Source organism: Pedobacter borealis DSM 19626 (assembly GCF_000708285.2).
GTDB classification, from domain to species: domain Bacteria; phylum Bacteroidota; class Bacteroidia; order Sphingobacteriales; family Sphingobacteriaceae; genus Pedobacter; species Pedobacter borealis.
Genome location: NZ_JAUG01000052.1, coordinates 19,546 through 33,734 on the forward strand (window position 1 = coordinate 19,546; position 14,189 = coordinate 33,734).

Annotated in this window: 10 protein-coding genes; 9 read left to right on the forward strand and 1 reads right to left on the reverse strand. The window is 35.1% G+C overall.

Annotated elements, in window-relative coordinates:
* The first annotated feature begins 108 nt into the window (after positions 1-108).
* On the forward strand, positions 109-729 hold the full coding sequence (locus AW17_RS14515; protein WP_029277605.1) for a Crp/Fnr family transcriptional regulator: 621 nt from the start codon (positions 109-111) through the stop codon (positions 727-729).
* An 819-nt stretch (positions 730-1,548) separates the two neighbouring features.
* Positions 1,549-2,397, forward strand: coding sequence for a BlaI/MecI/CopY family transcriptional regulator (locus tag AW17_RS14520; protein ID WP_051691856.1), 849 nt, complete (start codon positions 1,549-1,551; stop codon positions 2,395-2,397).
* A 527-nt stretch (positions 2,398-2,924) separates the two neighbouring features.
* Here AW17_RS14520 and AW17_RS14525 read toward each other — a convergent pair.
* The gene (locus AW17_RS14525) at positions 2,925-5,315 is read right to left on the reverse strand and encodes an outer membrane beta-barrel protein (protein WP_029277609.1); all 2,391 of its coding nucleotides are present in this window, start codon (positions 5,313-5,315) and stop codon (positions 2,925-2,927) included.
* A 338-nt stretch (positions 5,316-5,653) separates the two neighbouring features.
* Between AW17_RS14525 and AW17_RS24220 the strand changes: the two genes are divergently transcribed.
* From AW17_RS24220 to AW17_RS14565, 7 genes are all read left to right on the forward strand, one after another.
* Positions 5,654-5,908: a hypothetical protein gene (locus tag AW17_RS24220; protein WP_157280315.1), complete on the forward strand. Its 255-nt coding sequence runs from the start codon at positions 5,654-5,656 to the stop codon at positions 5,906-5,908.
* A gap of 159 nt (positions 5,909-6,067) precedes the next feature.
* Complete coding sequence (locus AW17_RS24225; RefSeq protein ID WP_157280316.1) at positions 6,068-6,307, forward strand: hypothetical protein; 240 nt, start codon at positions 6,068-6,070, stop codon at positions 6,305-6,307.
* Positions 6,308-6,608: 301 nt separating this feature from the next.
* On the forward strand, positions 6,609-6,824 hold the full coding sequence (locus tag AW17_RS14540; RefSeq protein ID WP_157280317.1) for a hypothetical protein: 216 nt from the start codon (positions 6,609-6,611) through the stop codon (positions 6,822-6,824).
* A 102-nt stretch (positions 6,825-6,926) separates the two neighbouring features.
* Positions 6,927-8,219 (forward strand): radical SAM/SPASM domain-containing protein, encoded by a 1,293-nt coding sequence (locus AW17_RS14545; RefSeq protein ID WP_029277618.1) that lies wholly within the window; start codon positions 6,927-6,929, stop codon positions 8,217-8,219.
* Positions 8,212-10,425, forward strand: a complete 2,214-nt coding sequence (locus AW17_RS14550; RefSeq protein WP_029277620.1) for a peptidase domain-containing ABC transporter — start codon at positions 8,212-8,214, stop codon at positions 10,423-10,425. Before AW17_RS14545 ends, AW17_RS14550 begins: the two co-directional genes overlap by 8 nt.
* A 20-nt stretch (positions 10,426-10,445) precedes the next feature.
* Positions 10,446-10,982, forward strand: a complete 537-nt coding sequence (locus AW17_RS14555) for a hypothetical protein (RefSeq protein ID WP_029277622.1) — start codon at positions 10,446-10,448, stop codon at positions 10,980-10,982.
* Positions 10,983-12,067: 1,085 nt separating this feature from the next.
* The gene (locus tag AW17_RS14565) at positions 12,068-13,486 is read left to right on the forward strand and encodes a hypothetical protein (protein WP_029277626.1); all 1,419 of its coding nucleotides are present in this window, start codon (positions 12,068-12,070) and stop codon (positions 13,484-13,486) included.
* Positions 13,487-14,189 lie beyond the last annotated feature (703 nt).

A 14,189-nucleotide genomic window follows, 5' to 3' on the forward strand; every position in this document is an offset into this window, starting at 1 on the left:
CTGTCACTTGAGATCAAAAGGTGATCCGATTAATCCAGAACAACGAAAATTTGAAAAGTTTGGTCTTTTAATTATTTTTACTTATCTGAAAAGCTAAACTAAAGAATCATGGCCGGTGCGCAGGAAAACAACAAATGGGACTCCTATAACGGTGCTTCCCCACTTATTGCCCTATACAATAGCTTTCACCCCCTAACTGTTGAAATGGAGGCACTTATCGATAGCCACACCTTTCCTGTGAGTTTCCGAAAGAACAGATATATTATCTCCCCGATAGACCGTAATAGATATCTTTACCTGATTTTAAAAGGAGTAGTAAGGGGGTTCTATAAGGACTCGGGAACAGAGATCACTTCCTGGATCTGTCAGGAAAATGAAATTGTAGGGACCATCCGCAATCTATGGACTGAAGAAGAATCAGACGAATACCTCCAGGCAATAGAGGATGTAGAGCTGATTGCCATACCTCATGAACTCACAACTATGCTTTATAAAAATTTTGCAGAGGCAAACATTATTGGCAGAAAGATCATGGAGCTTCATTATAGAGGAGCGTATAACAGGGGCTTTATCTGCCAGATTCCCTCCGCTACGGGCCGCTATAAACACCTGCTCTGGGCTTTCCCCTGGATGATTAACCGTGTACCGCTCCGGTATATTGCTTCATTCCTTGGTCTAAGACTGGAAACGCTAAGCAGGATCCGATCTGTAGAAAACAAAAGAATATAAAAACCAGAGTCTGCGTTAATTTTATTGTTTAAAATCTTGCTGAAGGTATGAAAAATATTAAAGGCTGCTTAACCATTATGGATCTGGCACTGGTCTGTAAAATTAAATAATCCGATTATGGCAATATCATTAAGTTAAACATGAATATTGTCAGTCTGAAGGATAATTTATTATATAAAAATCAATATAAATGACATTTAATTATCGGTCTTGTGCGATATGTAATTCCTCTTTCAGAGGGGTGTCCGCAGGACTTTATAGATTCTTAACATAATTATATATTAGTAACATTATTTAGCATATGTATAACAGGAAGTTTAAACCGCAATATTCAAATTTAGATAAAGAAGCGTCAGGTTGTATCATAAATATAGATTTGTCATCCTGAGCCTGTCGACGGGCCTGTTAAATACGCTTTGAGGTGTTTCGACAAGCTCTCCGTAGGAGTCCTTTGGACAACATGACAGCATTTGAGGTGAAATCGCCTTTATGATACAGCCTCTCTTAATGTTTTTTAGTCCTCCCTACACTTAGGTCCAACCTTTTTCTGCATAATTCTAGGTCCTTGGCGAGTTTAATGCTTCCAGAATGACAATAAAGAAATACTGAGTTCAAGCCTAATTTTCTAATTTATGGCTCATGCTGCTTTTGTTTATAGCTCATTTTGTGGCTATATTGAGCTACATTTTTTATTAAAATGAGCTTCATTTTGTATGATTATAACTTTGCAGCTCAATAGAATTCTATTTGTAGCTCATTTACAATTAAAAATGAGCTACATTTGTATAGGTAGTGAGCTACATTTTATCATTTAAATATATGCAAGGAAAAAATGCTAACCTGATTCTTGATTACTTAAAGGATCATCCATTAAGTTCGTCCAAATCAATTCATAATGCACTGAGCGAAAAAGTTGCCTATGCAACGGTAAAACGCATTTTATCGAACCTTTCCACTCAGGGCGTCGTTGTTTCTGAAGGAAAGTCTAAGGCTACAAAATACTCGGTAAGTGCTTCTTATGAATTACTACAACCCCTTAATGTTGAAGAATATTTTAAGCAAGAGATAGATGAACGTCAGATCAAGGATGGCTTTAACCTGAAGTTGATTACAGAAGTGCTTAGGAATGTTAAGCTTTTCAATGATGACGAAGATCAATATCTAAAAGAACTTCACCGGCAATTCAGGGAAAATATTGCTACATTAACTCCAGCAGCCTATAGTAAAGAACTGGAACGACTGGCCATTGATCTAAGCTGGAAATCATCACAAATCGAGGGGAATACCTACTCGCTTCTGGAAACAGAACGTTTGCTGAAGGAACAGGAAACTGCTGAAGGTAAACCGAAAGATGACGCGACGATGTTGCTGAATCACAAGGAAGCAATCAATTTTATTGTTGCACACCCTGACTATGTTGTACCTTTAACCATCAGGAGTATTGAAGATATACATAGCCTGCTAATCAAAGATCTGGGTGTGGACAGAAATATCCGCCACAGACGTGTCGGTATCTCCGGAACCAATTATAAGCCGTTGGACAATGAGCATCAAATACGTGAAGCCCTCAATGATCTCAACTTCGCAAGAATTTTCCGCTCCTCACGGAATAATGCTTCATCCCACAATTTCAAAGAACAGGTGTATGACACCTATTTAATTTCTTAGCGCAAAAGACTTCATTTGAAGAAAATCTTTTACTTGATCATCAGAGACCGCATCTTCGATGATAGTGCCATTGATCCAGGTAATTTTTAGATTGTTATTCAGTTAGTCCTAAAACAGGTTATTCCGTTTCATTGTCTAAACGTATCTAGTAATTGACAGTGATGAAATTTTTGGCCTGAAATGGCCTGAATTGGACGCAGTATGAGCCTAGAGTGACCCAACATATGACATGATGAAGGCGGAATTTTCGAGGTTGGGGTCAGACCTGAAGAAAAAACATGTGAATCCTTGAGAGAGGCAAGCCAAATACAATTTTCTAAAAGGCAAAATGTATTTTGCAAATATTTGGCTGTTAATAACTAATTATGGAGAGCAAATTAATCGATATTTTTGCACTAAAAAGTAGCGAAAAAACAAACCAGAGTAAATTAAAACCGTCTCATTTAATTGCTTATCTCCCTAAATATACATATGTTCCATATATGTTTTTAGAACTTAAAATGATTCAACTTTTTTATATTTCTTCTCTAATTTCCTGACCTGCCCTGTTCAGCTCCGCTGGAAATATGATTTTGCCCTTTAGACATTTTAGAATTTCCAAAGGAATATCTAAGAGTAAGTATTAGACGTCTACTATCATTGTTGGAACTGTTGTATACTCCAATATTATTATATATAGTGTATGACGAGACAAATTTTGTTTTAAAAATATCCCTAGCAGAAATTGAAACCTGAAGATTTTTGTTAAAAAATACAGAGTTTACAGCTAAGTCAAAATAATAATAACTCTCATTACGATAAATACCGCTTGTCTCTGGAAATTGATAGGTAAAATCAATGCCACCTGTGATTGTTTTAGCTTTATTTATGTTCAAGCTATTAATGCTTCTAAAACTACTTCCGTAGCCAGTAATCCCTGGCTGGGTAACAGAAGAAGAGGATTTGGTAGAGTTGTAATAAACAGAAACTTGATTATAGCTCTCCAGCCAAATAAATGGTTTAACACTAATGGAATTGCCTAAGTAAAGGCTTTTTATATTGAGGAAATTCCCAACAGTGGAAGCCGAGATGTTTGAGTTATTCGATATTGTTTGTACTGAAGTTGGTAAACCATGACTCACACTATAGGAGATCGATGAGGAAAGAATATTATTGAACGTATTCGATAATTCCAGGTTATCCGTAAAAGATGGATTCAAATAAGGATTTCCCGTATAATACTCGTATTGATTGTAATAAATCCTAAACGGATTAAAGGATGAAAAATTTGGCCGGCCGATCCTCCGTCCATAGCTTATCGAAATCACATCTTTCTTACTCAATGGATATGTCAGATACAGTGTTGGGAATAAACTGATGTATGAATTTTTGTTCACTTGGGATAGTGATGGTGAAACCCCTTCTGTTTGCGTTGCTTCTGTCCTTAAGCCAAACTGAAATTTGAATTTCCCGAATGAAGTGTTCATCGATCCGAAGATAGCCTGTGTGTTTTCCCTAAACCGAAACTCATTTAAATAGGAAATCCCAGATGTAGCGCTTTGAGTAAAAAACTGATTATATTTAACATCATTGACGCTGTTTATAAAGGACGCTTTCCCCCCAAATGTGAATTTAAATTTCTTGGTCGGCCAATGCATCAATAGGTTGAATGTATAACCTGTTGATGTCAATAAATTGCCCGATCTTATATTGTTTATTGGAGAAATAGTCGGCCTTTCATCAGATAGGGTATTATAATTGGTGCTATTGTTTTCAATATTGGTTTTATTGAGAAAATAATCTGCGTCAAACTGAAGATCCCTTCCCAATGAATCAAGACTCCTTGTAAAATGGATATTGGCTGCGTTTGTTTTAAAGCTCTTATCGCCAATGACCTCCGCATGGATAATTGAATCCAGAATACCGGTGCTGTTGTTCACCACCCGGATTTCGCTGTTACCCAACATGTCGGGAAAAGATACGTTTCCATTGTATGATGCACCAATCGTTGTATTTTTTGATGGTGAATAATCGAATCCGACAGCTCCGCTCAAGTACTTTGATTTTTCTTTTAGCCCATAAAATTGATTCCAGGTCTGCGCTTGATAATACCGAGATATAGATGAAGTTGGCCCATTGGCCCCTATACCTCCGTTTAAATTAGCAAACATCAAAACTTTCTTTAGGTTGTAGTTTGCATTTACACCTGTGCCCGAAGAATTATAACTTGTTCTGGCTGCTCGTTCTGATATACTCACGAAATAACCAGGGTCCTTAATTTTTTTTGTTATAATATTTATTAAACCGCTATTCCCTTCCGCATCATACTCTGCTGGCGGATTGGTTATTACTTCTATCTTCGAAATGTTGGATGCTCTAATGGACTTTAGGTAATCCGCAAGCGGGGCCCCTGATAAACGGACAAGCTTGTCATCAACCATAATGGCAACACCTTGTTTGCCTATTAAAGAAATATTACTGTCTTCAACCCTAACCATTGGAGTTTTGCCCAAAAGATCAAGCCCATCAAAGCCGATTGTATTTACATTGTTTTCAACATTGAATACCAGACGATCAACCTTTCGCTCGATAAGGCTTTTCCTGCCACTTACCGAAACCTCATTCAGCTGCTTCGGAGCCTCGAGCAAAACGATTGACGTGTTCCTGTTTTGGTCACGTTTGATAGTGATTTGTTTGGTGATGTAACCTATTAAAGAAAAAGATAATACATAGTCAAAGTCGTTTTTCAAATCTATTGAAGTAAACTGCCCATTAATATCAGTTATTAGATTGCCGGCATTAGCGCCTAAGTTATCTTTAATGGAAATATTCACGAACTGTAGCGGTTTATTATTCTTATCTTTTACCTCACCGGTAATTTTTTGACCAAATAAAAAAATAGGCAATAAAAGTATCACCAGGCTTGCAGCGTATTTCATAAGAAGATGATGTATTTTGAGCAGGTTAATAAGTTTAGGCGGTTCAGCTTGTTTATCAAACAAATATAATATTTATGAGATAAGTTTGTAATTTTTAATCTTACAAAATATTGTATCTTAAAAAATGCATCAACGATCTCGAAAAAAGAAAATAAATTTTGAATTGTCATTTTAAAATTTATATATTTATTACGTTATCACGCAAAGCGGTTAGTACCCAATGAGTTGGAACCGTCTTTAACATTTGGATTGAGGTAAGATTAGTGGTGTAAAGATTTCCGAATGTCATGTGATAACGCTTTCAATTTTCAGTAATTTACTATCTAAATACTCACATCATGGAAAAAACAATCAACAATCTTGTCAAAAGATTAAATCTTTTGGAAAAGAAAAACCAATCAGGTTTTTTTAGCATTAAAGGCGGCGCAAGCCTATCAGAAGACCTAGGAAATAATGCCGCATGCACCAACAGTGGTACGTCCTGTGCAGGGACTAATACAGGAGACTGTACAAATTCGACTGGAACAGACTGTTCGAAGGCTACCAACAAAGCAGCAAGGTCAGCATGTTCAAACCTATCCTGCACCCCCTAGTATCCTTATTTAATGAAAAATGATTGATTATCAGAATGGATTGTTAATGTTGTTTACAAAACAGCCTTTCTAAAGACTTTCCTCTGCAAGATCAACTGTGTTTTTCGAAAGATTAAAATTCGTAACAATCTATTCCTAAAATTATTAATAACGATAATTATGACAAAATCAATTGACAACTTAATTTCAAAATTGGGAGGCAATTCTTCTGGTTTTCTTAGTATTAAAGGCGGAGCTAGGAGCTTGATTGCGGAAGAAAATGCAAATAATCAAAGCAACTGTAGTAATAGTGGTACTTGTACGGGAACCAATAGTGGAACCTGTACTAACTATGACTGTGAAAAAGCAACAAACAGTACACCCGGAAGCTGTACAAACTCTCATACTTGTTTTGCTTAAACTAAATTAAATATCATGGAAAAAACTATTAAGAATTTACTTGGAAAGCTGGACGGAGCATCTAATGCTACCGGTTTCTTTAGCGTCAAAGGAGGTGCCAGAAGTCTCTCACAAGATGTTGGCACAAATAATGGCGATTGTAATAACAGCGCGAAATGTTCTGGCACTAATACCGGTACCTGTACCAATTATGATTGCCCTGACGCGACCAACAGTACGCCTGGCGGTTGCACAAACTCCCACACCTGTTTTGTTTGATAAGTATTTGGAAACAAGTACAGGGTAATCCTTAATGCTGGTGATGTTTAAATACCCCGCATTAAGGATCCCTTATTATCTTACTGATATCAAGATAGATTTACCCAAAACATTGTTAAAAATTAGCGGTACAGAACAACGACAACAAAAAATGATTTTCAGCGGAGTTGTTCAACGTTTTTCAAAAGATAAAACCGAAAATGGTATTATCCTGATTTACCCAGATAACTGCAAGAGTGAAATTTTACAGAAATTTTGAGTCCTTATACTTTTAAATGTCCAAACACCTCAGATTTCAAATTGAAATATTTATTTAAACTATAAACTAATTAAGATAACCGATCTAAACATACATCTCAAAATGAAAGCAAGCAAGTTTAATATGTTTTTCCCACATGAGGAATATCAAGTTGGCTACAACGGATTTTCCAATGAGTTTATAATTTTGGAGCCATATTTATATGAGCTTTATAAAGCTGCAAAAAACGCTGATTTTGAAGAACTCAGCCTCCATAGTCCTGACTTTTACAATCTCCTGAAAGAAAAGGAATTTTTTATTAATGATGATATCGATGAAGTTGATCGAGTTCGACAGATGTCTAAATTAATTGATAACGACGATACTAAATTTAAGCTTCACATAAATCCTACCATGAACTGTAACTTTAAGTGCTGGTATTGCTATGAGACCCATATCAAGGATTCTAAGATGGATTTAAAAACAATTGCCAATACCGAAGATTTCGTCAAGCAGGTTTTTGAAAATAAAAAGTCTTTAAAAGAGTTTTCATTATCGTGGTTTGGAGGAGAGCCATTATTGTATTTTCATAAAGTCGTTGTTCCGATACTTAAATCAACATATGAAATTGCGCAGTTAAATGGGGTCAATTTCCACTCCGCTATAACGACAAATGGGCTTTTGATCGATCAGACAGTCATTGATCTTTGTTTAAAATATAATTTGAATTTTTTTCAGATTACTTTAGACGGCAATAGGGAAAAACATGACAAGGTTCGGTTCATATCTGAAGGACGCGGTTCGTATGATAAGATCGTGGAGAACATATACGAGTTGGCAAAAAACAGAATAACGGTAAATATTAGAATAAACATCAGTGTCGAAACCTTAGAAGGAATAACTGATATTGTTAATGATTTTGCAGCGATGAGCCCAGAAGACCGAAAGTGGATTCATTTTGATCTCCATAAAGTTTGGCAGGTTGAAAGCGATATCGATAATGAGATTAATGAAAATCGTTGGCTTTTCCGTAATAAAGGTTTTGTCGTTTCTAGTGGTGCACACGATACGGTCATTAACTCTTGCTATGGAGATCATAAAAATCATGCTACTATTAACTTTAATGGAGAGGTTTTTAAGTGTACAGCTCGGGATTTTACTACTGCAAATAGCGAAGGGATATTAAAGCCTGGTGGATTTATAGAATGGAATGAAAAACTGGAAAAAAGATTAAATAGTAAATTTAAGAATAAACCTTGTTTGGAATGCCCTATTCTTCCATTATGTGGTGGTGGTTGTACGCAACAAGCCATTGAACATGAAAATGTAGATTATTGTGTTTATGATTTTGACAATAATAAAAAATTAGATGTCGTCAAAAATAAATTTTTTGAGATATTGGCAGACTATGCGTAAATACCCTTTTCAAAGACAACATGACACAATAGATTGCGGCCCTTCATGCTTAAAGATGCTCAGCTCATTTTATGGAAAGAAATATTCTTTAGAATACTTTAGAGAACTTTGCTACCTTAATCGTGAAGGGGTCAGTATAGTTAATATTGAGGAAACAGCTAAAAAGATTGGTTTTACTACTTTAATAACAAGTCTCTCTCTTGAAAATTTGATTAAAGACTCTCCAATGCCTTGCATATTGCATTGGAATCAAGATCATTTTGTAGTTCTTTATGAGATAAAAGAGAAAAAATCGGGAATATTCAATCCTAAAAAAACAGAATTTATTTTTGTAATCGGGGATCCTGCCCATGGGATTGTCGAGATTGATTTGCAAACTTTCCTTAGTTATTGGATATCCTTTCCTGCTGAAAAGGGTATTGGCCTTTTTTTGGAGCCTGGTGCTGATTTCGAAACTATTGAACCCCCAGGCGAATCTTCCAAGGGTTTTTTCTTTTTAGTGAAGTACCTAATTCCCTATAAACGTTATATTTTTCAACTGGTCATTGGAATGACCGCTGCAAGCATCTTTTCCTTGTTGTTCCCTTTTCTAACGCAACTTTTAATTGATGTTGGAGTAGCAAATAGAGACTTCTCGATTATATACTTAATATTTGCGTCTCAAGTTTTTCTTTTTATAGGCACTATAGCGATTGACCTCATTCGAGGTTGGCTTTTATTGCATATAAATACAAGAATAAGCTTGAATATTATTTCAGATTTTTTAATAAAGCTTCTGAAATTGCCTATGAGGTACTTTGATTCAAAAGCAGTTGGAGATCTGACACAGAGAATCCAGGATCATCATCAGATAGAATCATTCCTCACCGGTTCATTTCTTATGTCAGTTTTCTCTATAATTAACATGTGTGTTTTCCTAATAGTCCTCGCATTTTATAATAAGCTTATTCTGATCACTTTTATTTTAATGAGTACATTAGGCCTAGTATGGGTATTGCTTTTTCAGAAAAAGAGAGAAAATTTAAATTATAAATTGTTTGCCCGAAACAGAGAAAATCAGGACAAAATATATGAAATGATTACAGGCATGCAGGAAATAAAGCTTTTTGGTGCGGAAAACCAGATTCGCTGGAATTGGGAAAAATTACAGGTTAAGTATTTTAAGTTGAATATTGAGACCCTTACTCTGGAACAATTCCAACAAACCGGCTATCGCTTTCTAAATCAATTAAAGAATATTTTAATATCATTCCTGGCTATTTATGAAGTGATAAATAATAATCTTACCCTAGGATCACTATTAAGTATTTCTTATATCATCGGGCAAACAAATGGCCCTATAGATCAACTCGTTGGGCTTATTAAAGGGGGGCAAGATGCTAAATTAAGCATGGATAGGCTTCAAGAAATTCATAATAAGAAAGAAGAGGAGTCTACTGATCTAATAACAGATAGTTCAACAATCCATTCTGCCGATATCAATCTCAATAACGTTTCATTTCAATATGATGGGCCTCACTCTCCTTACGTGTTAAAGGATATAAATTTACAAATACCCAAGGGAAAAGTGACTGCTATAGTTGGGAGTAGTGGGAGTGGGAAGACTACATTGATGAAACTGCTCTTGAATTTTTATGCCCCAACTCAAGGACAGGTTACTTTGGGTACAATAAATCTGGAAAGAATATCTCCAACCATTTGGAGAAGTATATGTGGGACGGTAATGCAAGATGGTTTTATTTTCTTTGATTCAATTGAAAAGAACATAACATTGGGAAATGAAAAAGTTGATCCAGAAAAACTTGAACAAGCTATAAAAATAGCTAATCTCACAGAGTTTATAGAGAATTTACCATTGAAACAGGTGACAAAAATTGGTTCTTCCGGAATTGGAATTAGTGGTGGACAAAAGCAGAGAATATTTATTGCCAGAGCAGTTTATAAAAACCCTGATTTTATTTTTTTTGATGAGGCGACAAGTAGTTTGGATGCCAACAATGAAAAAATTATTGTCGATAACTTGAATCGTTTCTTCGATGGAAAAACTGTTGTTGTCATAGCACATCGTTTAAGTACTGTTAAAAATGCAGATCAGATTATTATGTTAGAAAATGGAGAAATTATAGAGAGTGGTGATCATAAAACCTTATGTTCACTTAAAGGGAAATATTTTGATCTCGTTAAAAATCAATTAGATGTTTCCTAAAAATTATTTCAAATTACTTTATGCCTATTAATACACCTATCGAAAATCATAATTTAAGAAGTGAAGAGGTAAAAGATGTTTTGGCCAGTCAACCCAAACTATCAATCCTCTTTGGCAATTCATTTATAGTCATAATACTATGCTGTTTTTTAGCTTTTCTAAATTTATATAAGGTTAAAACTAGCGAGACGCTAAAATTTAGGCTTCAAAATTCAGTTAAAAAAAATGATAATGGGACCTATGATCTCACTTTGCTTATGAATGCGCCGCTAAATAAAATTATCAATGTGAGCGCTAAAGATGTAAAGGTGGATTTTTTAGAAAAAAATGGACGAAGAATCTTAGAGATAAAACCAATTTTAAAAGGCTTAGATTACCCTAACAATAACATAGTTGTCGAAGTAAGTGCATCTAGTCTAAGTGAGATTTTTAAAAATAGAAAAAGTACCGAACCTGAAATAGGTTTGTTTGGTATACTGAAACTACCAACAGATTCAACCTCCTTGTACAAACTTTTTATTCGAAAAATGACTGCTGAAAATCATCTGTTCAACTAAATAGAATGTCTGGAAATAATTGGCTTTTTTTTATTTACCACAATAAGATATCTTAATTATGATATCAATATAGCTATTTAAACAATAGAACAAAGGTTCAGACACAATTGATGTGGAAGTATAAAAGCAAAACTGTTAACAGTGGAGTTTCATCGACAGGTTAATCAATAAAGAAGCTAGGTATGAATTTTCTATAATAGCCTTGCCAGAATCCCTAATAACGCCGTATCAATGAAACTCGACCATCAATTATCCCATAACACAGGTACTCTGGTTAGAACATGACATTCCAGTATTCGTCGAATCTGAACAGTTATAAGAATTAACACAGCTATTAATATTTGTCGATTTATTACAATCTAATGTCGAGTTTGTACATGCGCCATTTTCTACCGCTGGTAAATCGTTTAAAGAACTTCCGCCCTTAATACTTATAAAATTATATTTTAACATGTTATCGGATGCCGATAAACTTTTCACTAGATTTTGGATTGATTTTTTCATAATTGCATTTTTTTAGATTTAAATTGATTGATTAAATTTTTAGACTTCTTTCTAGGCAAAATACAAAAAATAATACTTTAAAACAACAAAATCAGACTGCATTTTTTATAAAACGACAAAGCAATTCTAGACTCTAGTAATCTGTTTCATAGTTAATTAAAGACCTAAAATATTTCCCGTCGCATTCTTTACATAACAGCTGCCCTCAATCGAAACTATGTATTTACAATACCACTGTTTACAACAATTAATTCGCTATTGGCCAATTCACAAAACAATCAATAGCGTACCTTTAGCGAATGGGTAAACAACTATTTTGGGGCTCTTTGAAGTAGCGAACTGCATGACTGTTTGATTTACCAGGAACTAATTACAATAAATCTCTATCTGATATTGATTTATACTGGGTGTTTAATTTGTGGGACGCTTTAGATTCAGTATTTTGCAGCCAACATCATTTCGGCTTCAAAAGATTTTCTTCAATGGTCTTAGCTTGTTGAACGCGGGAACTTACTTAATGAACTATAGATATTTGCACTAAGCTCAAAATGTTTATAAATTGCAATTGATAAATTACAGAAATGAAAAAAGTTCTTGCCATTTGGATTCTTGTTTTTTTAACGACTTTTATTCTCAATGCTCAAGAAAACCACTCCCCGACTTTAACGGGTAATGTTCAAATTTCAATTACCCAAGGGACAATCAGTTGCGATTTTGTATTAGCAGATATGCCGAAGATTGCTGGCAAATATGCTGTACGCATAAATTCAGGTATGAACATCCGCCACTTTAAAGATCTTTCCACAAACACACTGCTGGATTTTGAGATCAATAAAAATGATACACTCTCATCAGGTGGGGCAAGGGAGTCACTAGCATATTATTTCCCGATAGATCTCAATCAAAATAAGTTACTAAAAAGCCAGATAGGATTTCGTTACACAGGAATGTACCCTGTCGCAGACTCCCTTAGCGGTTATACTGTTCAGGATTGGAGGGGAAATGTTGCATTTAATGGCTATTCGATCAGAACAGATGGCACGCAGAGTTCATGGTATCCGGTACTGGTTGATATGGAGACAAAAAAGAGTTATGAGGAGGTAAAGTTTGATATTACTGTCAGCTGCGAGGATTGTAGCACATTATACGTGAATGGCTTACCCCCTGTAAAGGCACGATCTGCAACTTTTAAAAGCAATATACCAAGGCAGCTAACAATATTCTGTGGAAATTATGAATTTGCAAATGTAGATGGGACTTTGTTGCTTAACCCTGATATGGATGGTAAACAACAGGAAAAATTTATTAAAATCATAAATAGCTATAAACAATATCTTGAAAAGAAGTTGTTTATTCCCTATAAAGGCAATGTAACATTTATTCAAACCACTCCAACAGCATCAAAGGACCATGCATTTTTGTTTGTTACCTACCCTAGCATTTTAAATGTCGGTGTTGGAAAATATGGATTGGCCTCTACTTTCGACCATAAACATGGTGATAACTCTAAAGCTTTTATTGCGCATGAACTTGGCCATTATTATTTCGGCACTGTCCTGCCATCAAATACAGTTTTTGCCCCGATCATTAATGAGGGTTTTACAGAATTTTTGTCATTCAAAATCAAAAAAAGCCTAATATCAGATAGTTTATATCAGACGGATATAAAGGCTAAAGCCAATAGCCTTCGGTCATTTAAAACCAATCCCCTATCTAAGATTAAATCTGAAGCTGACATGAAAGGGAGAGAATTTTATGTTAGAATTTATGTGCCCGTTTTGTTATGTGCAATCGAAAAGGAGATTGGTGAGAAAGCAATGTGGAATTGGTTACGGACCATGTTACTCGAAAAAACGGAGTTAACAGATTATGCATTCCTTGAGCGTACATTCTGTAAATCCCTGTCAAAAGATAAAAATGCTTCTCAGATTGCAGATAAATTTTTCAAGTCCGAAGATTCAGTCAAATATATAATGGAAACCATCCTTAAAAATCCCTAACCAGCGATTTTCCTCGAAGATCCAGCGTAAAACTGGTTTGTTAATTATTGCCTTTTTGATTTCCCTATTAAAAGATCTCAGTGATACTTGGTGCTGGTGTTTATTGTAATATAAACATCAATAGGCTCTTCCATTGGATCTGGCTCAATTAAGTCTGGAAGCTGAGAATAGATTTTATATTCAGATAATTGTATTACCATGAAAAATCGTTTGTATTCCATAATGATAACAGGATCTGGAAAAAATTTAAATGACGGATTTTTCACACAATAGATTGTCAGGGATTATAAATAGGTGTATTGGCACTATCTTTCAAATTGCAGAGTGACCAATAATTTAAAAATGAAATTAACCTGTTTTTTTGTCATCTAGTGATGTTCAACCGATATATGATTATTTCGTTAGTTTATTAGTTGAGTGGACAAACCAATTTATTTGACCCCTTGTCGCCAAATTCATAACCCAATGACAAACAATACTTTATATAGAATTTATTTCTGGCGAGATGGGGTCACTTTGAAGCGGTTTATCCAACCTTGATCTGAGAGAGGACTTTGATAACCGATTCGCTTTCCGTTCCTTTAATAATGGCAACCAAGGCACCTTTTTTACCTTTTGCAGCCTTATTGGTCAGAACGGTATACAACTCTCCCTGGGAGAGGCTGGTTTCATCTATGGAAAGATATTCTCCCAGATTCTCCGG

Coding starts and splice junctions, on each gene's coding strand:
- AW17_RS14525 (WP_029277609.1), bottom strand. CDS start 5,315: ATGAAATACGCTGCAAGCCTGGTGATACTTTTATTGCCTATTTTTTTA.
- AW17_RS24220 (WP_157280315.1), top strand. CDS start 5,654: ATGGAAAAAACAATCAACAATCTTGTCAAAAGATTAAATCTTTTGGAA.
- AW17_RS14550 (WP_029277620.1), top strand. CDS start 8,212: ATGCGTAAATACCCTTTTCAAAGACAACATGACACAATAGATTGCGGC.
- AW17_RS14565 (WP_029277626.1), top strand. CDS start 12,068: ATGAAAAAAGTTCTTGCCATTTGGATTCTTGTTTTTTTAACGACTTTT.
- AW17_RS14545 (WP_029277618.1), top strand. CDS start 6,927: ATGAAAGCAAGCAAGTTTAATATGTTTTTCCCACATGAGGAATATCAA.
- AW17_RS14520 (WP_051691856.1), top strand. CDS start 1,549: ATGCAAGGAAAAAATGCTAACCTGATTCTTGATTACTTAAAGGATCAT.
- AW17_RS24225 (WP_157280316.1), top strand. CDS start 6,068: ATGACAAAATCAATTGACAACTTAATTTCAAAATTGGGAGGCAATTCT.
- AW17_RS14540 (WP_157280317.1), top strand. CDS start 6,609: ATGTTTAAATACCCCGCATTAAGGATCCCTTATTATCTTACTGATATC.
- AW17_RS14515 (WP_029277605.1), top strand. CDS start 109: ATGGCCGGTGCGCAGGAAAACAACAAATGGGACTCCTATAACGGTGCT.
- AW17_RS14555 (WP_029277622.1), top strand. CDS start 10,446: ATGCCTATTAATACACCTATCGAAAATCATAATTTAAGAAGTGAAGAG.